The organism is Thermus sp. (assembly GCF_040290245.1).
In the GTDB taxonomy this organism is placed as follows: Bacteria; Deinococcota; Deinococci; order Deinococcales; family Thermaceae; genus Thermus_A.
In genome coordinates this window covers 13,078-31,059 of record NZ_PSMQ01000011.1, presented here as the reverse complement: position 1 = coordinate 31,059, position 17,982 = coordinate 13,078, and the positions used below count along the sequence as shown (strand labels likewise).

The window sequence follows — 17,982 nt, the reverse complement described above, 5'->3', positions numbered from 1 at the left end:
TCATTCGGATGGCGGGTGGATGATGGAGGCCATTTCCTACCCCTTTTTCCAGCGGGCCCTTTTGGCGGGGGTCCTGGTGGCCTTGGCCTCGAGCGCCCTGGGGGGCTTCGTGGTGCAAAGGCGGCTTTCCTTTCTGGGGGATGGCCTGGCCCACGCGGCGTTTGCCGGGGTGGCCCTGGGGCTTTTCCTCCGCGCGGAGCCTTTGGCCTTCGCCTTGCCGGTGACGGTTCTGGTGGCCTTGGGCATTACCTACCTGAAGGAGAAGACCGAGCTTTCCGAGGACACGGCCATCGGCATTCTCTTTGCCTTCTCCGTGGCCTTGGGGGCGGTCTTCCTCTCCCGGGCCCGGGGGTATGTGGCCGACCCCTTCGGTTACCTGTTTGGCTCCTTGTTGGCGGTGGCCCCGGAGGACCTTTGGGCCGCCTTGGGCCTTCTCCTTTTGGGGCTCTTCCTCCTGCCCCTTTACGGGGCCTGGGCCTACGCCACCTTCGACCGGGAGCTTGCTCTGGCGGACCGGGTTCCCGTCCTCTTTCACGACCACCTCCTTTCCACCTATGTGGCGGTAAGCCTGGTGGTGGCGGTGAAGGTGGTGGGGGCGCTCCTGGTGGCCGCCTTTCTGGTCATCCCCGCCGCCGCGGCCAGGCTCCTTTCTCCCACCTTCGCCCAGATGCTCCTCTGGAGCCTGGCCTTGGGGGTTTTAGCGGTTGGGGTGGGGCTTTTCCTCTCCTTTGCCCTGGACCTGCCCAGCGGAGCCACGGTGGTCCTGGTCCAGACCGGCCTCTTCCTCCTGGCCTTTTTGAAAACTCGCATTGCCCGGTAGAAAATCAGGTATTATAGGGGCATGTGGGTCTCCACGAAAGCCCAGTACGGCCTCCGGGCCCTGGTGGAAATCGGCCTAAAGGCCCCGGCCTCCGTCCCCTTGAAGGAGGTGGCTGAGGCCCAGGGCATCAGCCTGCACTACCTCGAGCAGATCGCCGCCCAGCTCCGCCGTTCGGGCTTCCTCCGCTCCGTCCGGGGGGCCAAGGGGGGGTACAAGCTGGCCCGGCCCCCGGAGAGGATCACCGCCCTCGAGGTGGTGGAAGCCCTGGAGGGGAATCTGGCCCCCGTTTCCTGCCTGGAGGACCCGGAGTCCTGCGCCCAGGTGGGGCGGTGCTCCACCGAGCTATTGTGGAAGCGGGTGGACCTGGCCATGCGGGAGGTTTTGGGGAAGACCACCTTACAGGACCTGGTGGAGGAGAGGAAGCTCATCGAGGCCCGCCGGCTCATCCAGCTTCAGGCCTCATGATCTACCTAGACTATGCGGCCACCACCCCCTTGGACTCCGAGGTCAAGGCGGGGATGGAGGCGGTTTCGGAGGCCTTTGGCAACCCCTCGAGCGTCCACGCCTACGGCCGGAAGGCCCGAAAGGTCCTGGACGAGGCCCGGGAGCGCCTGGCCGCCCTTTTGAAGGCCCGGCCCAAGGAGGTGGTCTTCACCTCCGGGGGGAGTGAGGCGGATGCTTTGGCCCTGATCGGCACCGCCTTGGCCCGGGGCCGGGGGCATATCGTCAGCACCCGGGTGGAGCACTCCGCAGTCTTGGAAAGCCTGAAGCTTCTGGAAAAGCTCGGATTTGAAACCACCCTTCTTCCCCCCGATCGCTTTGGCCTTGTCTACCCCGAGCAGGTGGAGGAGGCCCTAAGGCCGGACACGATCCTGGTCAGCGTGATGGCGGCGAACAACGAACTCGGCACCCTCTACCCCGTAGAGGCGATGGCCAGGCTTTGCCGGGAGAGGGGGGTGGTCTTTCACACCGACTTCGTCCAGGCGGCCTCCGAGCTGCCTTTTCCCGAAGGGCCTCACCTCCTTTCCATAAGCGCGCACAAGTTCTATGGCCCCAAGGGCGTGGGGGCCCTCCTCGTCCGGGGGGTGGAGCTTTTGCCCCTGATTCCGGGCAAACAGGAGCGGGGCCTGCGGGGGGGGACGCCCAACCCAGCCCTGGCCTACGGGATGGCCCTGGCCCTGGAGAAGGCGATGAAGGAGGACCTAAGTCGGCTTAAGCGCCTAAGGGACAGCCTCGAGGCGGGCCTCCTTTCCGTGGAGGGGGTGGAGCTCAACGGCCACCCCAGCCAGCGCCTGGCCAAGCTGGTGAACGTCACCGTCCAGGGGGCGGACGGGGAGGCCCTCCTCATGGCCATGGACCTCCTGGGGGTGGCGGTCTCCTCGGGATCGGCCTGCAGTGCGGGGAGCCTCGAGCCCTCCCATGTTCTTCTGGCCATCGGCCGCACGCGGGAGGAGGCCAAGGCCAGCCTCCGCTTCTCCTTGGGCCGCTACACCACCCAGGAGGAGGTCCAGGAGGCGGTAAAGCGGTTCCGCCAGGCAGTGGAGATGGCCCGGCTCTAGGGGGCGGGGTTATTGTTTGAGCGCCTTTGCCATCTCGTCTCGGAGTTCCCGCCGTAGGATCTTGCCCACCGCGCTTTTCGGGAGGGCGTCTTTGAATTCTATGATACGGGGGACTTTGTAGGCGGCGAGGTTTGCGCGGCAGAACCGCTCGAGGTCTTCTTTAGTGACTTTGCCCTTGTACTCCTCTTTGAGGACGATAAAGGCGGCGACGGTCTCCCCGCGGTAGGGATCCGGGACGCCGATGACGGCGGCCTCTTGGACGGCCTCATGCTGGTAGAGGACCTCTTCGATTTCGCGGGGGTAGATGTTGTAGCCCCCGGCGATGATCAGGTCCTTTTTGCGGTCCACGATGTAGAAGTAGCCGTCCGGGTCCATTCGGGCCATATCCCCGGTGTAGAGCCAGCCGTTTTTGAGGGCTTTTTGGGTCTCTTCCAGCCGGTTCCAGTAGCCCTGCATGACGTTGGGGCCTTGGACAATGAGCTCGCCCACCTCGCCGATGGGGACCTCGTTTCCCTCCTCGTCCACCACCTTGGCGTCCACGCTGGGAAGGGGCAGGCCGATGGAGCCCTTGCGGATCTCGCCAAGAACGGGGTTGGAGTGGGTGACGGGGCTGGCCTCGGAAAGGCCATACCCCTCTATGAGCCGGGCCCCCGTGATCCGCTCAAACTCCTTGGCCACCTCCACCGGCAAGGGCGCTGCCCCGGAAAGGCAGATGCGGATGCTGTTGACCTTCCGCCCTTCTATGCCCGGGAAGCGGTTGAAGGCCACATACAAGGTGGGGACGCCGGGAAAGTGGGTCACCTGGTGTTTTTCGATCGCCTCCACGATGGCCTTGATCTCGGGCCGGGGTAGGAGCACGATCTTATACCCCGAGCGAAGGCCGAAGTTCATGGCCACGGTCATCCCATAGACGTGGAAGAAGGGCAAAGCCCCGAGCATCACCCCCTTGCCCTTGAGCTCCCCCGAGGTGGGGTCCCAGGCCTCGATCTGGAGGACGTTGGCCAGCAGGTTCTTGTGGGTGAGCATGGCCCCTTTGGAAAGGCCCGTGGTCCCGCCCGTGTACTGGAGGAGGGCAAGCTCGTCCCCCTTGGCGGGATGGGGGGTGGCCCGGGGATTTTTGAGAAGGCCCTGGAAGGGTACCCGCCGCTCGTGGGGAGGGAGGTTGACCCAGGTGCCCTCCCGCCTGGCCTTCAGGGGATAAAGAAGGTTAAGGGGGAAGGGGAGGTACTCCCGGATGCCCGTGGTGACGACCCTCTCCACTGGAACCTCGTCTTCGATCTCAGCGTAGCGGGGCCAGAGCTGGTCCAGAAGGACGAGAACCTTTGCCCCCGCATCCACAAGCTGGTGCCTGAGCTCTCGAGGCGTGTAAAGAGGGTTGACGCTGACCCCCACCGCCCCGGCGGCCAGGGTTCCGTAGAAGGCGATGACGAACTGGGGCGTATTGGGGAGCATCAGGGCCACCCGGTCTCCGGGTCTCACCCCCAGGGCCTTCAGCCCCTGGGCGAATCGCAGGGCCAGGTCCCAGACCTCCCGGTAGCTCAGGGTTTTGCCCAGGAAGTCCAGGGCCACCTGGTTCGCGTACGTGCGGGCGCTCTCTTCCAGGATGGACCAAAGGGGTTTTTCAGGCACCTGAATCTCGTGCGGTACACCCGGGTCATAGTGCGCATGCCAAGGCTTCATGCACCCTCCTTTGCTCCTGAGTGTACTCGAACGCTTATACCGAGTTCAAGGCTTTAGGGACCGGACCCAGACCTCGTGCACCAGGGGCGTTCCCGTGAAGGGGAGCCAGAAGGGGTTTTCGCGCTTTTGGTAGAGGGAGAAGCCCATCTTGAGGTAAAGCCGCCGGGCGGCCTCGTTTTTCTGAGTGGTGGAAAGCTGGACCCCGGGGATGCCCTGGGTCTTCAAACAGTGCAAGAAGGCCTCCATAAGGGCCTGGCCCAGGCCTTGGCCCTGGGCCTTGGGGTCCACGGCGATGTGGAGGTGGGCGGGGTAGGTCCGGTAGGGGGCCTTGGGGCCGGGATGGAGAACGAGCCTTAGGAGGTAACGGAGGTAAGGCCCCGGGGGGCCGTAGGCGAAAAGAAGAATGCGCAGGAGAAGAAGGGGCAGTCGGAGGAGAAAATAAGGGAGGAGGCCCAAAGGGTGGCAAGCCCCTAGGATATAGCCCAGAACCCCCCCCTCCTCCTCGGCCACCAGATTGCAGCACCCCCGTTCCAGATAGGGCCGGACGAAGAGCTCCCCCCATAGGGCTTCGCTGGGGAAAAACCAGGCGGGCTCGCCCAGAAACGCGGTGGCGTGGGAGAGGCGGGCGATGGCCTCCAGATCCTTCCTTTGGGCGGGGCGGAGCCTGGGCATGCCCCCAGTTTAAAATCGCGCCGTGCGGAGGCTTCACCCCTGGCAGTGGCTCCTTCTTCTCCTTTTGGCCTACGTGGCCCTTACGGAGGCGGTCCGGCTTTGGGCTGGGCTGGTCTGGGCGGAGCGGGTGGCCTTGCTCCTGGGGGGGCTTGCGGTCTGGTCCTTCATCAACGGCCGCTTTGTCTTCGCCTTTTACCACGCCTTCGTGACTTCTTTGCGGGTCAAGGACCTTCCCGTCTGGACGCCTCAGGCGGAGCACCTCCTCATCCTTGCGCCCCACCCGGACGACGAGGTCCTGGCCGCAGGGGGGCAGGTCCAGGAGGTCTTGCGCCAGGGCGGACGGGTCAGCGTGGTCTACCTTACCTCCGGGGACGGGTTTGACCTTGCGGCGGGCTCTCCCTTAAGCCCCGGGGCCCTGAAGCGCCTGGCCCTGAGGCGGATGGTGGAGGCGAGGCAGGGCGCGGAGGCCCTCGGGCTTACCCGGAAGGACCTTTACTTCCTGGGGTTTCCCGACCAGGGGCTTTACGAGCTCTTCACCGCTCACTACCTGGTCCCCTACACGAGTCCTTACACCGGCCTTTCCCGGGTGGTCTACCCCGGGTCCTACCGCCTGGACACGCCGTACACGGGGCGGGCTTTAGAAAGCCTTTTAGAGGAACTCCTCTCAAAGCTCAGGCCGGACCGGATCCTCTTGCCGAGCCCCTTGGACGCCCATCGGGACCACCGGGCCGCCGCCCACTTCGGCATGCGGGCGGCCGCGGAGCTGGGGATGGAAAGGCGGCTCACCTACTACCTGATCCACGGGGGGTACGAGTACCCCCTTCCCAAGGGTCTCCATCCCCGCCTCCCCCTGTACCCACCCCCCCGGGGCCGGGGGCTGGACTGGGTCCGGGTGGAGCTTAGCGAGGAGGCGGTTTTGGCCAAGGAGAAGGCCATCCGGGCCCACCGCTCCCAGATGCGCCTTTTGGGCCGCTTTCTTCTGGCCTTCGTGCGGAGGAACGAGCTCTTTTCCACCCTGCCCGTCCCAGCCCGGGAGAGCCTTTTGGAGGAGACCTTCACCTGAGGAAGAGGGCAGGGCCCTCCTCCAAGGGGGGGAGGTCCTCCAGGCTCTCCAGCCCGAAGACCTCGAGGAACCGCCGGGTGGTCCCGTACAGCTTGGGCCGGCCCAGGCTGGGTTTTTCTCCAACCACCTCTACAAGCCCCCGTTCGACAAGGCCTTCCAAAACCCCTTCCACGCTCCTGCCCCGCATGGCCTCGAGCTCCGCCCGGGTGATGGGCTGGTGGTAGGCCACAAGGGCCAGCACCTCCAAAGCCGCCTTGGAAAGCCGAGGCGGGCTGGGTTTAAGCACCGCCTCCACCGCGGGAAGCGCCTTGGGGTGGACGACAAGCCGCCACCCTCCCGCCACCCGCTCCAGCCGGACGCCCAAAGCCCCTGCGTCCAGCTCCTTTTCCAAGGTCTGGACCTCCCTCAGGACCAGGTCCTCTGGGCCCAGGGCGGAAAGCTCCTTAAGGGAAAGGGGCCTCCCTGCTGCGAAGAAGACCGCCAAAAGATCGCCTTTCATGCGAGAGGGTCGGGGTTTAACGCCGCCAGGAGGGCGGCTCTGGGAATGGCGCCTTCCCTTAGGACCTCGCCCGTGCGCAGGTCCAAGACGCTCGAGGCCACGCCCAGGGCCTTCCCGGGAAACACGTAGTCCACCGGGAAGGCGCGGACCTCCTCCTCGCTTTGTACGGGGGGTTCCCCGCTTTTGTTCAGGCTGGTGGCCGCCGCATACCCCCCGACCCCCCTTAGGACCTCCCGCAAGGCCTCGTGGTCCGGCATCCTGAGCCCCACCGAGCCGTCCTTGCTGATGTAGGGAGGGATCTTCCTTCCGGGAACGACCAGGGTAAGGCCGCCGGGCCAGAAGGCCTTTGCCAGGCGGAGAAAGGGTTTTTCCAAAGGGCCGAGCTCGGCCAGGGAAAGGGCGGCCTCCAGGTCGGCCACCAGGACCTGGAGGGGTTTTTGCTCTTCCCGGCCCTTCATGGCGTAGATGCGCCGCACCCCCTCCTCGTTTTCTAAAAGCGCAAGGACGCCCCAGACGGTGTCCGTGGGAAAGGCCACCACCCCCCCCTTCTTCAGCACCTGGATGGCCTGGTATACTCGATCCATGCCCGTCTATCAGTATAAGGCCCGGGACCGGCAGGGCCGTTTGGTGGAGGCCACCCTCGAGGCGGAGGACCTGCGCACCGCCGCCCGCCTTCTTAGGGAAAGGGGGTTTTTTGTCACCGAGATCAAAGAGCCAGGCCGGGGGCTTGGGGCCGAGGTCCGCCTCCCCGCCCTGGAGCGGGGTCCGGGGCTTAAGGACCTGGCCATCTTCTCCCGCCAGCTCGCCACCATGCTCTCCGCGGGGCTGACCCTCCTCCAGTCCCTCTCCATCCTGGAGAAGCAAACGGAGAACAAAAAGTTTCGGGAGATCATCCGTAAAATCCGCCTGGATGTGGAAGGGGGCTCGAGCTTCTCCGAGGCCCTCGCCAAGCATCCCCTCTTTTCCCGACTCTACGTGAACCTGGTCCGGGCGGGGGAGACCTCGGGGGGGATGGACCAGATCCTGGACCGCATCGCCACCTTCCTCGAGAAGGAGCTGGAGCTCCGGGGCAAGATCCGAAGCGCCATGACCTACCCCACGATCGTCTTCGTCTTTGCCGTGGGCGTGGCCTACTTCCTCCTTACGGGGATCGTGCCCCAGTTCGCCCAGATCCTCACCGATCTGGGCTCTGAGCTTCCCCTCCTCACCCGGTTTTTAATCGCCCTGTCGGAGCTTTTGCGCAAGAGCACCCCCTTCCTCCTCCTTTTGGCCGTGGCCCTTTTCTTCGCTTACCGCCAGTACTACAAGACGGAGCAAGGAAGGAGGGTGATCGACCGGATCAAGCTCCGCCTGCCCGTCTTCGGCAACCTGAACCGGAAGACGGCCATCGCCCGCTTCTCCCGCACCTTGGCCCTCCTCCTTTCCAGTGGGGTGAATATCCTGGAGGCCCTGGAGATCGTCAAGGGCACCGCGGGGAACAAGGTGGTGGAGGAGATCCTGGAGGAGACCCGGCTTAGGGTCCAGGGGGGCGATCCCTTGAACCTGACCCTGGCCAAACACCCCTTCGTCTTCCCCCCCATGGTCTCCAGCATGGTGGCCATCGGAGAGGAGACGGGGGCTTTGGAAGCCCTCCTCACCAAGATTGCGGACTTCTACGAGCGGGAGGTAGACCAGGCGGTGGCAAGCCTCACCGCGGCCATAGAGCCCCTCATGATCATCTTCATGGGCGCCATCGTGGGGATGATCGTGGCTGGGATGTTCCTGCCCCTTTTCAAAATCATCGGGACGCTTTCCGCGCAGTAAGGGCTATCCTCAGAAGTTCTTCCGCCACCTCCTGCGGAACCGGCAAAACGGAAAGCCGGTTCCCCTTTCTCACCAGGGGGTGGTCCGGGGGAAAGATCCGACGGAGGCGGTTTAGAGGGATGAGGGGGAAGTCCTCCATGTACTCCACCTCCACCGTCCACCACCTGGGGGCGTCCGGGCGGCTTCTCGGGTCAAAGTAGGGGCTTTGGGGGTCGAACTGGCTGGGGTCGGGGAGGCGGGTCCGGACCACCCGGCAAAGCCCCACCACCCCTGGGGGTTCTACGCTGGAGTGGTAGAAAAAGCAGAGATCTCCCACCTCCATCTTTAAAAGGAAGTTCCGGGCCTGGGGGTTCCGCACCCCGTCCCAGATCGCCCGGCCCTCTTTTTTAAGGTCCTGGATGCTGTACCCGGTGGGCTCGGACTTTAAAAGCCAGTAGGCCATGCCCTTAGGATAAGGGGGTGAAGGCTCTGGTTCGGCTTTTGGGCGAAAGGAAGGTTCTGCTCGGCCAGGCCGCCCAGGTCTACCGGTACGACGCCATCCTCTTCGGGCAGTCCCCCCTTGCCGTCGTCCTTCCGGAGTCCACGGAGGATGTGGTCAAGCTGGTTCGGTTTGCCCGGGAGGCCCGGATCCCCCTGGTGCCCCGGGGGGCAGGAAGCGGGCTTTCCGGGGGGGCGGTGCCCTTGGAGGAGGCCATCGTGGTGGCCTTCACCCGGATGAGGCGGCTGGAGGTGGACCCCGTCTCCAAAACCGCCTGGGCGGAAGCGGGGGTGGTGACGGCCGAGGTTACGGAAGCCGCCCGGGCCTTTGGCCTCTTCTACCCCCCAGACCCCGCTTCTTTTCGCACGAGCACCATTGGGGGGAACCTCGCGGAAAACGCCGGGGGGCCCCTTTGCTTCAAATACGGGGTGACGGGGGACTATGTGCTGGCCCTCGAGTTCGTGGATGCGGAAGGGGAGGTCCACCTTTTGGACCGGCGGGCCTATGACCTGGCCGGGCTTCTCATCGGTTCCGAGGGCACCTTGGGTCTCATCACCCGGGCCCGGCTCCGGCTTCTCCCCCTTCCTTCAGGCAGTCAAAGTCTTCTGGCGGTCTTTTCCGATGTGGAGCCTTTGGCTCAGGCGGTTTCCGAGGCGATCGCCAAAGGGGCGGTGCCCGCCCGGATGGAGTTCATGGACGAGGCCTGCGCCCAAGCGGTGGAGGCGTACCTGGGCCTGGGGCTTCCGCCCAGACCCCTCCTCCTTGTGGAAACGGATGGGGAAGGGGCAGAGGAGGAGCGGGATCTTTTGGCCTCGGTCCTGGAAGCCCACGGGGCCAGGGTCCAGGTGGCCCGGGACGAAAAGGAGGCCGAGGCTCTGTGGCGGGCCCGGCGGGCGGTGAGCCCTGCTTTAGGGCGCATCCGTCCCAAGCGGGTGAACGAGGACCTCGCTGTGCCCCGCTCCCGGCTGGCCCAGGTGGTGGAGGAGATCCGGGCCCTGGGGGAGGCTTTCGGGCTTATTGTGGTCCAGTTCGGCCACATCGGGGACGGCAACCTCCACCCCAATATCCTTTTCGACCCCAAGGTGGAAAGCGAGGAGAGGGTATGGGAGCTGGCCCACGCCATCGCCCGGGTGGCCCTTAAGCACGGGGGGGTGCTTTCTGGAGAACACGGGATTGGGGTGCTGAAGCGGGCCTTTATGGAAGAGGCGGTGGACCCTGAGACCCTGGAGGCTTTCCGCCGCGTGAAGGGGGGTCTGGACCCCTGGGGGGGTTTGAACCCCGGTAAGGTGGTGCCTTGACAAACTGGGCCGGGTCCGATACCTTTAGGGCGAAGTCCAAACCCGGGGCATGCCCAAGGGTTTTCGGAGGTGCATATGAGAAAGGTCGGAAAGATGGCGATTTGGCTTGTAGCGGCAGGGGCTCTGGCGGGCGTTTCCTTCGCCCAGGCCCAGGCCTTCGTCTGGCCCCAGAAATGGTCCGCGGCCAAGCTTTCCGAGGTGAAACGGGGCGGGACGCTCCGGGCCTCGAGCATCTCGGACTTCCGCACCTTCAACCCCTTCCTAGCCGCGGAGGCAGGGAATATCCCCGCCACGATGTGCGCCAACGCCGGACTGGTGCGCCGGGACCCCACCACCGGGGATTGGATCCCCTACATGGCGGAGTCCTGGACGGTCTCCCCCAACAAGCTGGACATCACCTTTAAGATCCGCAAAGGGCTTAAGTTTTCTGACGGCAAGCCCATCACCGCGGACGACTGGGTGATGACCTGGCGCATCCACACGGACGAGAAGGTGGGCTCCAACTCCCGGGACAGCTTCTTCATCGACGGAAAGCCCATCGTGGTCAAGAAGATCGACGACTACACCCTCCGGATCTCCTACCCCAAGACGGACGCGGAGGCCTTTTCGGTGGCGAGCTTCTGCCCCTGGCCCGCCCATGTCTTCGGCCCGGTCTACCAGAAGGACGGGGCGGAGGGGATTAAAAAGATGTGGACCCTCTCGGAGAAGCCCGAGAACATCGTCTCTCCTGGCCCCTGGGTTCTGGAAAGCTACACTCAGGGCGAGCGGGTGGTCTTAAAGCGCAACCCCTTCTTCGGCGAGTGGAACAAGGACGAGGCGGGCAACCCCTTGCCCTATCTGGACCGGTACGAGATCCGCATCGTAAAGGACACCAACGCCCAGCTTGCCGCCTTTTTGGCGGCTGAGATCGATGTCTACGCCCCCGCCACCGTGGACCAGATCTCCCAGGTCCGCCAGGCTATCCAGCAGGGCCGCCTGGACGCCACCATCAAGGTCAACGCCTCCCCGGTGGCCAGCAGCCAGTTCGTCGTCTTTAACTGGAACAAGGCCTCCGATCCCTTCAAGCAGAGCCTCTTCCGCTCGGATAAGTTCCGGAAGGCCATGAGCCACCTCATCAACCGCCAGGCGGTGATCGACCTGGTCTATGGCGGTCTGGGGACGCCCATGTACTCCTCCGTCTACCCCGTCCTCACCCAGTGGCTCAACCCCAAGGTGCCCAAGTACGAGTACGACCCCAAGCAGGCGGTCAAGCTTCTCGGTGAGCTTGGCTTTACCCGGAAGGACAAGGAGGGCTACCTGGTGAACTCCAAGGGCCAGCGGATTGAGTTCACCCTGGCCACCAACGCGGGGAACGCCCAGCGGGAGCAGATCGCCAAGCTCTTCGTGGACGAGGCCAAGAAGGTGGGCGTGAAGGTGAACTTCACCCCCATTGACTTCAACACCCTGGTGGGGCAGCTCCTCTCCTCCGGCCCCGACCGGCCCTTTGACGCCATCCTGATCGGGCTTACCGGCGGCGGGCTGGACTGGCCCTTTGGCTCCAACGTGGTGCCCTGCAAGGGGAACCTGCACATGTGGAACAAGTCCGGCCAGTGCCTGGACCCGCGGGAGACCCAGCTGGATGCCCTCTACTCCCGGGGCCGGACGGAGCTGGACTTCCAGAAGCGGCAACAGATCGGCTACCAGATGCAGGAGGCGGAGGCCCAGCTTGTCCCTGTCCTCTACATCGCCGGACCCAACTACCACCCCGCCTGGAACAACCGTATAGGCGGTGAGCACCCCGATGCCATCCTCTCCAGCATCTGGGGTCAGCGGGAGCTCGAGATGACCTTCATCAAGAAGTAAGGGCTTCTGGGGCCCCACCGTGGCCAAGGCCGCGGTGGGGCGCTTGGCCCAAAAGATCCCAAGAGCCATGACCCAGTACATCCTTCGCCGAGTCCTTTACCTGATCCCCACGTTTTTTGGGGCTACGTTTTTGGCGTTTTTGATCATCCAGCTCGCCCCGGGGGACTACCTCACCCAGATGGAGCTGGACCCCAAGGTGACCCCAGAGACCATCGCCCGCCTAAGGAGCCAGTTCGGTCTGGACCAGCCCATCTACATCCAGTACCTGCTTTGGATGGACAACCTTTTTCACCTAAACCTGGGCTACTCCTTCAGCTACCAGGCCCCCGTTTTGGAGGTCATCTGGCCCCGGGTGGTGAACTCCATGTGGATCGTCATTCCCTCCACCTTCCTCCTCTACCTGGTGGCCATCCCCATTGGGGTCTACGGGGCGGTGCGGCCCTACTCCTTTGGAGACAAGGTCTTTTCCTTTCTGGCCTATGTGGGCCTCTCTGTGCCCAGCTTTTTCCTTGCCCTAATCGCCATTTATGTGATCCTGCAAATCAAGTTTAAGACCGGTATCCAGTTTTTCCCCGTGGGGGGGATGACCAGCTCGGGGTTTGAGCAGATGGGCCGCCTCGAGCAGATCAAGGACATTCTCTGGCACCTGTTGGTCCCGGTGCTTTTAGTGACGATCCATGACATCGCGGGGCTTTCCCGGCTGATGCGTGGGCAGATGATGGAGGTTCTGGGTCAGGACTACATCCGGACCGCCCGGGCCAAGGGGCTTTCCGATCGCGTGGTCATTTACAAACATGCTTTCCGCAACGCGGTCATCCCCTTCGTGGCCACCATCGGCGGGCTTCTGCCCTCCTTGATCTCGGGGGCGGGGTTCATCGAGGTGGTCATGGCCTGGCCGGGCATCACCCCGTTCTTCCTCGATGCCATCGCCAACCAGGACCTCTACGTCATCGCGGGCTTCCTCACCGTGGGGCTGGTCCTCCTCCTGGTGGGGAATCTGATCTCGGACCTGCTTCTGGCCTGGGTCGACCCGCGGATCCGCTACGACTAAGGGAGGAGGCCATGATCCAAGGGATGGCACAGCTGGAAAGCCGTACGGCCGTGGTCCTGCGGCAGTTTCGCAAGCACCGCCTGGCGGTGTGGGGAATGCGGATTCTGGCCGTTCTCTACACCCTAAGCGCCTTCGCGGGATTTTTCAGCCCGTACGATCCCGGGTACTACGAGACGTACCCCCCCAAGAACAACCACCCCCCGACCCCCCTTCACTTCATCGACCCGGAGACGGGCCGTCTGAGCCGGCCCTTCGTCTACGCCACCAAACGGGAATTGGACCCCGTTACCCTCCAGCCTCGGTATGTGGAGGATCCCTCCCAGGGGAAGTTCTACCTGCGGTTCTTTGTTCGCACCCCTGAGCACCCTTACACCCTCTTCCGGATGTTCAAAAGCGATCTCCGCCTCCTGGGGGTGGACCCGCCGGCCCGGCTCTTCCTCTTCGGGACGGACAACTTCGGTCGCGACTTGTTCAGCCGGGTTCTGTACGGGGGCCAGGTCTCCTTGACCATCGGGATCCTTTCGGCTTTGGTCTCCTTTACCTTAGGGCTTATCCTTGGGGGGATCGCGGGGTATTTTTCCGGCCGGCCCTTCCCCCTCTCCTTTCCGCCTTCCACCTGGCGGGGGAAGCGGCTGATCTACGGGCCCCTCTTTGGCCTGATCTGGCTTCTTTTGGCCTTTGGAGTGGGGTTTTTAGCCTATCAGTACATCCGCGTTTCCCCTGGGGCCGGGTTGGCGGACTACCTGGTGGGGGTCTTGGGGGCGGTTGGGGTGTACCTGGCCTTGCGGGCGGCCTTCTGGCACCAGGTTTATCTGGACCCGGACGACCTCATCATGCGCCTCGTGGAGATCATCGCCGCCATCCCTTCCCTCTTCCTCCTCATCTCCTTGCGGGCGGTCTTTCCTCAGAACATGGACCCCCTTTTGACCTTCTACCTGGTGGTGGGCCTTCTGGGCTTCATCGGCTGGGGGGGGCTGGCCCGGGTGGTGAGGGGGATTGTGCTTTCCGTGCGGGAAACCGACTACGTTCAGGCGGCCAGGGCCCTCGGGGCCTCGGACCTTAGGATCATCTTCCGGCATGTGCTTCCCGCCACCTCGAGCTACGTGATCGTTAGCCTTTCCCTGACCATCCCGGGGTTTATCCTGGGGGAGTCCGGCCTTTCCTTCCTGGGCCTCGGCGTCACGGAGCCCTACACCAGCTGGGGCCTCCTCCTCCAGGCCGCGCAACAGGGGGGGTTTGCCTCCTTTACCGACCGGCCCTGGGTGCTCGTCCCGGGATTCTTCATCTTTTTGGCGGTGCTTTCGTGGAACTTCATGGGGGATGGCCTCAGGGATGCCCTGGATCCTCGGAGGCGGCAGTAGCCCCTTCCCTTTTTACGGGTCTTGCCGTATAACGGTCTAGGTGTTTTGAAGGAGCGGGCATGGACGAAAAGCGTCTACTGGAAGTGAGAGACCTGAAGGTCCACTTCTTCACCGACGACGGCGTGGTGAAGGCGGTGGATGGGGTTTCCTTCCACATTGACAAGGGGGAGACCCTGGCGGTGGTGGGGGAGTCGGGCTCGGGCAAGAGCGTGACCAGCCTAGCCATCATGCGGCTCATCCCTACCCCTCCGGGCCGGATCGTGGGAGGGGAGGTCCTCTTTCGGGGCAAGGACGGGCAGCTTAAGGACCTCGCCCGGCTTTCCGAGCCGGAGATGCGGGGGATCCGGGGCAACGACATCGCCATGATCTTCCAAGAGCCCATGACTTCCTTGAACCCGGTGTATACGGTGGGGGACCAGATCGCCGAGGCCATCATGCTCCACCAGGGCAAAAGCCGCAAGGAGGCGCTGGAGCTGGCCGCACAGATGCTCGACCTGGTGGGGATTCCCGAGCCCAAGAAGCGGCTTTCCAATTACCCTCACCAGATGTCCGGTGGGATGCGCCAGCGGGTGATGATCGCCATGGCGCTTTCCTGTAACCCTTCTTTGCTGATCGCGGACGAGCCCACCACGGCCCTGGACGTGACCATCCAGGCCCAGATCCTGGAGCTCATGAAGAAGCTTCAGGAGGAGATCGGGATGAGCATCCTCTTCATCACCCATAACCTGGGGGTGGTGGCGGAGATGGCGGACCGGGTGGTGGTCATGTACGCGGGCCGGGCGGTGGAGGAGGCGGAGGTGGTCCCCATTTTCAAAGACCCTCTCCACCCCTATACCATGGGGCTTCTCCACTCCGTGCCCCGGCTGGACCTGGCCGCAGAGCACCAGCAGCGCCTGGAGGCGATTCCGGGGAATGTGCCGAACCCCTTGTACCTGCCTCCGGGCTGTGCCTTCCACCCCCGGTGCAAGTACATGGTGGACGGACGCTGCAACACGGAGGTGCCCCCCCTCGAGGACACCGGGGATGGTAGGCAGGTGCGCTGCGTGCGCTGGAAGGAGATTCGGGAGGTGGCCCGGTGAACCCCAAGCCCCTCTTGGAGGTTAAGGACCTGAAAAAGCACTTCCCCATCCGAGGGGGAATCCTCTCCCGGGTGGTGGCGAGCGTGAAGGCGGTGGACGGGGTCTCCTTCCACATCCCCAAGGGGGAGGTGCTGGGCCTGGTGGGGGAGTCGGGGAGCGGCAAGACCACGGTGGGCCGCACCATCCTCCGGCTCATTGAACCCACGGAGGGGCGGATCGTGGTTGACGGGGAGGAGATCACCCACCTTCCCAAGGACAAGCTCCGCGCCTTCCGCCGCCGGATGCAGATCATCTTCCAGGACCCCTTCTCGAGCCTCAACCCCCGGATGACCGTGGGGGACATCATCGCCGAACCCTTGGTCATCCATAACCTGGCGAGCACGCCCCAGGAGCGCACCGAGCGCGTAGCCGAGCTTCTGAAGATGGTGGGGCTTTCCCCCGACCACATGCGCCGCTACCCCCACGAGTTCTCCGGTGGTCAAAGGCAGCGCATCGGCATCGCCCGCGCCTTGGCGGTGGCCCCGGAGTTCATTGTGGCGGACGAACCCGTCTCCGCCTTGGACGTCTCCATCCAGGCCCAGGTGGTCAACCTCCTGCAGGACCTGAAGGACGAGCTGGGCCTGACGCTTTTGTTTATCGCGCACGACCTTGCGGTGGTGGAGTACATCTCCGACCGCGTGGCGGTGATGTACCTGGGGAAAATCATGGAGCTCGCCCCCTCCCGGGAGCTCTACCGGAACCCCAAGCACCCCTACACCGAGGCCCTGCTCTCCGCCGTGCCCATCCCCGACCCCACGGTGAAGCGGGAGCGGATCGTCCTCCAAGGGGATATCCCTTCCCCCATCAACCCCCCCTCGGGGTGTGTGTTCCGCACCCGGTGCCGGTACGCCATCCCCGAGTGCGCCCAGGTGGTGCCAGAGCTCAAGGAGGTTTCCCCCGGCCACTACAAGGCCTGCATCCGGGACGACATTCTTTAAGTGCGTGTTAAGGGCCCCGCCGCAGGCGCGGCGGGGTATACTTTTGCTTATGCTGGTTAAAGAGGTCATGAAAAGCCCGGTCCTGACCATAGGGCCAGAGGCCACCCTCGAGGAGGCCTATGCCTTTCTCCTGCAAAAGGGGATCCGCCACCTTCCGGTGGTGGAGGAAGGGAGGCTTGTGGGCATCCTTACCGACCGGGACATCCGCCTGGCCACGAGCGCCCTGAACCCCAAAGGCCCCTGCCCGGGGTCTACCCCGGTCCGCGAGGCGATGACCAAGGAGGTGGTAACCGCCGACCCTCTGGACCCGGTCGAGGAGGCGGCCCGGGTGATGCGGGTGCGGAAGATCGGCTGCCTCCCCGTTGTGGAAGACGAGGTGGTGGTGGGCATAGTCACCGGGATTGACCTCCTGGATGCGTTGCTTCGCCTCACCGGGGTGACGGAGCCCTCGGGCCGCCTCGAGGTCCGGCTGCCCGACCGCCCCGGGGAGTTGGCCCGGCTGACCGGGCTTCTGGCCCAGCAGGGGGTGAACATCCACTCCCTCCTCTCCTACCCGGAAGACGAGGAGGCCGTCCGGGCCGTGGTGCGGGTAAATACCCTGGAGACCCATCTTTTGGCTGAGGCGCTGCGCCAAAGCGGGATGGAGGTGGTCTGGCCCCCTAGGAAGCCATGGTGATCTACCGTCCAGAGTATCAGCTTTACCACTTCGGGCCCCGGCATCCCTTTAGCCCTGTCCGGCTGGAGATGCTGGTCTCGCTCCTGGAGGCCCTGGGGGTTTGGCCGACCCCCCTTTTCCCTCCCGAGGCCACGCGGGAAGAGGTTCTCTCCGTGCACGCGGAGCGGTTTGTCCGCCGGGTGGAGGCGGCGAGCCGGGGGGAGCGGGTGCCCGACCTGGAGCACTACGGCCTCGGGACCGCCGACACCCCGGTCTTCCCCGGCATGGACCGGGCGGCCCGGGTCCTGGTGGGGGGTACGCTGGAGGGGGCGCGGCGGATCCTGGCCGGGGAAAGGCGGGTCTTGCAGCTTGGAGGGGGGCTTCACCACGCCCAGTACGACCGTGCCTCTGGATTTTGTGTCTACAATGACCTCTCTGTGGCCATCCGCCATCTCGTGCGGGCGGGGCTAAAGGTGGCCTACCTGGACATCGATGTCCACCACGGGGATGGGGTGCAGTGGATCCACTACGAGGAGAGGGAGGTATTGACCATAAGCCTCCACGAGTCGGGCCGGTACCTTTTTCCTGGGACTGGAAGCATCCACGAGATCGGCCGGGGAGAGGGGGTGGGCAAAAAGCTCAACCTCCCCCTGGAGCCCTTCACCGAGGACGAGAGTTACCTCGAGGTCTTCCAGGCCCTGGTGCCCCGGGCGCTGGCCCTTTTCCAGCCTGATGTGCTGGTGGTCCAGGCGGGTGCGGATGCCCACTTCCTGGACCCCTTGGCGGACCTCCTTTTGACCAGCCGGGCCTATGAAAAGCTCTTCCGCCTGGTCCTGGAGTACGCGGAGGCTTACGCGAGCGGGCGGGTTCTTTTCACCTTGGGAGGAGGGTACAACCTGGACGCCACGGTCCGGGTCTGGGCCCTCCTCTACCACGTTTTTCATGGCTTTCCCCTTCCCGGCCGCTTGCCCGAGGCCTGGCTTAAGGCCTGGGAGGCCCGGCTTTCCACCCCCCTCACCCCCACCCTCCACGACGCCCTTGACCCCTATGGGGCCATTCCCAGAAGGCCGGAGATCGAGCGGAGGAACCGGATCACCCTGGAGCGCCTTTGGGAAATGGTGGAGGCCCATCTGCTAAGCTGAAGG

18 protein-coding genes are annotated in these 17,982 nt (G+C 64.4%); 13 read left to right on the top strand and 5 right to left on the bottom strand.

The annotated features are described in order from the left end of the window. Nucleotides 1-19 precede the first annotated feature (19 nt). Genes C4301_RS02915 through C4301_RS02905 form a run of 3 tightly spaced genes read left to right on the top strand, consistent with a single transcriptional unit; the run spans nt 20 to nt 2,379 of the window. Complete coding sequence (locus C4301_RS02915) at nt 20-820, top strand: metal ABC transporter permease (protein ID WP_352413632.1); 801 nt, start codon at nt 20-22, stop codon at nt 818-820. A 21-nt stretch (nt 821-841) separates the two neighbouring features. Beyond that, complete coding sequence (locus tag C4301_RS02910; RefSeq protein WP_352413618.1) at nt 842-1,285, top strand: RrF2 family transcriptional regulator; 444 nt, start codon at nt 842-844, stop codon at nt 1,283-1,285. Further along, nucleotides 1,282-2,379 carry a cysteine desulfurase family protein gene (locus C4301_RS02905; protein WP_352413617.1) on the top strand — a complete coding sequence of 366 codons (1,098 nt, stop codon included), beginning with the start codon at nt 1,282-1,284 and terminating at the stop codon, nt 2,377-2,379. The genes C4301_RS02910 and C4301_RS02905 overlap by 4 nt, the downstream gene beginning before the upstream one ends. Before the next feature lie 9 nt (nt 2,380-2,388). Here the strand turns inward: C4301_RS02905 and C4301_RS02900 are convergent, their stop codons facing one another. Both C4301_RS02900 and C4301_RS02895 read right to left on the bottom strand, forming a co-directional pair. Then, nucleotides 2,389-4,059 carry a long-chain-fatty-acid--CoA ligase gene (locus C4301_RS02900; RefSeq protein WP_352413616.1) on the bottom strand — a complete coding sequence of 557 codons (1,671 nt, stop codon included), beginning with the start codon at nt 4,057-4,059 and terminating at the stop codon, nt 2,389-2,391. Between the two features lie 45 nt (nt 4,060-4,104). Further along, nucleotides 4,105-4,731, bottom strand: coding sequence for a GNAT family N-acetyltransferase (locus C4301_RS02895; protein WP_352413615.1), 627 nt, complete (start codon nt 4,729-4,731; stop codon nt 4,105-4,107). Nucleotides 4,732-4,753: 22 nt separating this feature from the next. On the opposite strand from C4301_RS02895, the gene C4301_RS02890 reads away from it, so the two are divergent. Beyond that, nucleotides 4,754-5,794: a PIG-L deacetylase family protein gene (locus C4301_RS02890; RefSeq protein WP_503012382.1), complete on the top strand. Its 1,041-nt coding sequence runs from the start codon at nt 4,754-4,756 to the stop codon at nt 5,792-5,794. On the opposite strand, the gene scpB is transcribed toward C4301_RS02890, so the two are convergent. Beyond that, the gene (gene scpB, locus C4301_RS02885) at nt 5,787-6,293 is read right to left on the bottom strand and encodes an SMC-Scp complex subunit ScpB (RefSeq protein WP_352413631.1); all 507 of its coding nucleotides are present in this window, start codon (nt 6,291-6,293) and stop codon (nt 5,787-5,789) included. The genes C4301_RS02890 and scpB overlap by 8 nt on opposite strands. Next, nucleotides 6,290-6,877, bottom strand: a complete 588-nt coding sequence (locus C4301_RS02880) for an L-threonylcarbamoyladenylate synthase (protein ID WP_352413614.1) — start codon at nt 6,875-6,877, stop codon at nt 6,290-6,292. Before C4301_RS02880 ends, scpB begins: the two co-directional genes overlap by 4 nt. Between C4301_RS02880 and C4301_RS02875 the strand changes: the two genes are divergently transcribed. Continuing rightward, nucleotides 6,876-8,096 carry a type II secretion system F family protein gene (locus tag C4301_RS02875; RefSeq protein ID WP_352413613.1) on the top strand — a complete coding sequence of 407 codons (1,221 nt, stop codon included), beginning with the start codon at nt 6,876-6,878 and terminating at the stop codon, nt 8,094-8,096. The two genes, C4301_RS02880 and C4301_RS02875, sit on opposite strands and share 2 nt — an antisense overlap. On the opposite strand, the gene C4301_RS02870 is transcribed toward C4301_RS02875, so the two are convergent. After that, nucleotides 8,071-8,538, bottom strand: coding sequence for an EVE domain-containing protein (locus tag C4301_RS02870; protein ID WP_352413612.1), 468 nt, complete (start codon nt 8,536-8,538; stop codon nt 8,071-8,073). The genes C4301_RS02875 and C4301_RS02870 overlap by 26 nt on opposite strands. Nucleotides 8,539-8,555: 17 nt before the next feature. Here C4301_RS02870 and C4301_RS02865 point away from each other — a divergent pair, with 17 nt between their 5' ends. The 8 genes from C4301_RS02865 (at nt 8,556) to C4301_RS02830 (ending at nt 17,979) form a co-directional block, all read left to right on the top strand. Continuing rightward, on the top strand, nt 8,556-9,872 hold the full coding sequence (locus C4301_RS02865; protein ID WP_352413611.1) for an FAD-binding oxidoreductase: 1,317 nt from the start codon (nt 8,556-8,558) through the stop codon (nt 9,870-9,872). Nucleotides 9,873-9,947: 75 nt separating this feature from the next. Beyond that, a complete protein-coding gene (locus C4301_RS02860) occupies nt 9,948-11,714 on the top strand; it encodes an ABC transporter substrate-binding protein (protein ID WP_352413610.1) in 1,767 nt (588 codons plus the stop codon). Nucleotides 11,715-11,781: 67 nt separating this feature from the next. After that, complete coding sequence (locus C4301_RS02855) at nt 11,782-12,765, top strand: ABC transporter permease (protein WP_352413609.1); 984 nt, start codon at nt 11,782-11,784, stop codon at nt 12,763-12,765. Nucleotides 12,766-12,776: 11 nt separating this feature from the next. After that, nucleotides 12,777-14,126, top strand: coding sequence for an ABC transporter permease (locus C4301_RS02850; protein WP_352413608.1), 1,350 nt, complete (start codon nt 12,777-12,779; stop codon nt 14,124-14,126). Between the two features lie 59 nt (nt 14,127-14,185). Further along, nucleotides 14,186-15,205, top strand: coding sequence for an ABC transporter ATP-binding protein (locus tag C4301_RS02845; RefSeq protein ID WP_352413607.1), 1,020 nt, complete (start codon nt 14,186-14,188; stop codon nt 15,203-15,205). Then, entirely contained in the window at nt 15,202-16,182 is a 981-nt protein-coding gene (locus tag C4301_RS02840) for an ABC transporter ATP-binding protein (RefSeq protein WP_352413606.1), read from the top strand. The genes C4301_RS02845 and C4301_RS02840 overlap by 4 nt, the downstream gene beginning before the upstream one ends. 49 nt (nt 16,183-16,231) lie before the next feature. Continuing rightward, nucleotides 16,232-16,858 (top strand): CBS and ACT domain-containing protein, encoded by a 627-nt coding sequence (locus C4301_RS02835; RefSeq protein ID WP_352413605.1) that lies wholly within the window; start codon nt 16,232-16,234, stop codon nt 16,856-16,858. Continuing rightward, nucleotides 16,852-17,979 carry an acetoin utilization protein AcuC gene (locus tag C4301_RS02830; RefSeq protein WP_352413604.1) on the top strand — a complete coding sequence of 376 codons (1,128 nt, stop codon included), beginning with the start codon at nt 16,852-16,854 and terminating at the stop codon, nt 17,977-17,979. The genes C4301_RS02835 and C4301_RS02830 overlap by 7 nt, the downstream gene beginning before the upstream one ends. Nucleotides 17,980-17,982: the final 3 nt, after the last annotated feature.

Bases quoted from the DNA above. Each gene is read 5' to 3' on its own strand.
- C4301_RS02915 (WP_352413632.1), top strand. From the start codon at position 20: ATGATGGAGGCCATTTCCTACCCCTTTTTCCAGCGGGCCCTTTTGGCG.
- C4301_RS02910 (WP_352413618.1), top strand. From the start codon at position 842: ATGTGGGTCTCCACGAAAGCCCAGTACGGCCTCCGGGCCCTGGTGGAA.
- C4301_RS02905 (WP_352413617.1), top strand. From the start codon at position 1,282: ATGATCTACCTAGACTATGCGGCCACCACCCCCTTGGACTCCGAGGTC.
- C4301_RS02900 (WP_352413616.1), bottom strand. From the start codon at position 4,059: ATGAAGCCTTGGCATGCGCACTATGACCCGGGTGTACCGCACGAGATT.
- C4301_RS02895 (WP_352413615.1), bottom strand. From the start codon at position 4,731: ATGCCCAGGCTCCGCCCCGCCCAAAGGAAGGATCTGGAGGCCATCGCC.
- scpB (WP_352413631.1), bottom strand. From the start codon at position 6,293: ATGAAAGGCGATCTTTTGGCGGTCTTCTTCGCAGCAGGGAGGCCCCTT.
- C4301_RS02875 (WP_352413613.1), top strand. From the start codon at position 6,876: ATGCCCGTCTATCAGTATAAGGCCCGGGACCGGCAGGGCCGTTTGGTG.
- C4301_RS02880 (WP_352413614.1), bottom strand. From the start codon at position 6,877: ATGGATCGAGTATACCAGGCCATCCAGGTGCTGAAGAAGGGGGGGGTG.
- C4301_RS02870 (WP_352413612.1), bottom strand. From the start codon at position 8,538: ATGGCCTACTGGCTTTTAAAGTCCGAGCCCACCGGGTACAGCATCCAG.
- C4301_RS02860 (WP_352413610.1), top strand. From the start codon at position 9,948: ATGAGAAAGGTCGGAAAGATGGCGATTTGGCTTGTAGCGGCAGGGGCT.
- C4301_RS02855 (WP_352413609.1), top strand. From the start codon at position 11,782: ATGACCCAGTACATCCTTCGCCGAGTCCTTTACCTGATCCCCACGTTT.
- C4301_RS02850 (WP_352413608.1), top strand. From the start codon at position 12,777: ATGATCCAAGGGATGGCACAGCTGGAAAGCCGTACGGCCGTGGTCCTG.
- C4301_RS02845 (WP_352413607.1), top strand. From the start codon at position 14,186: ATGGACGAAAAGCGTCTACTGGAAGTGAGAGACCTGAAGGTCCACTTC.
- C4301_RS02835 (WP_352413605.1), top strand. From the start codon at position 16,232: ATGCTGGTTAAAGAGGTCATGAAAAGCCCGGTCCTGACCATAGGGCCA.
- C4301_RS02830 (WP_352413604.1), top strand. From the start codon at position 16,852: ATGGTGATCTACCGTCCAGAGTATCAGCTTTACCACTTCGGGCCCCGG.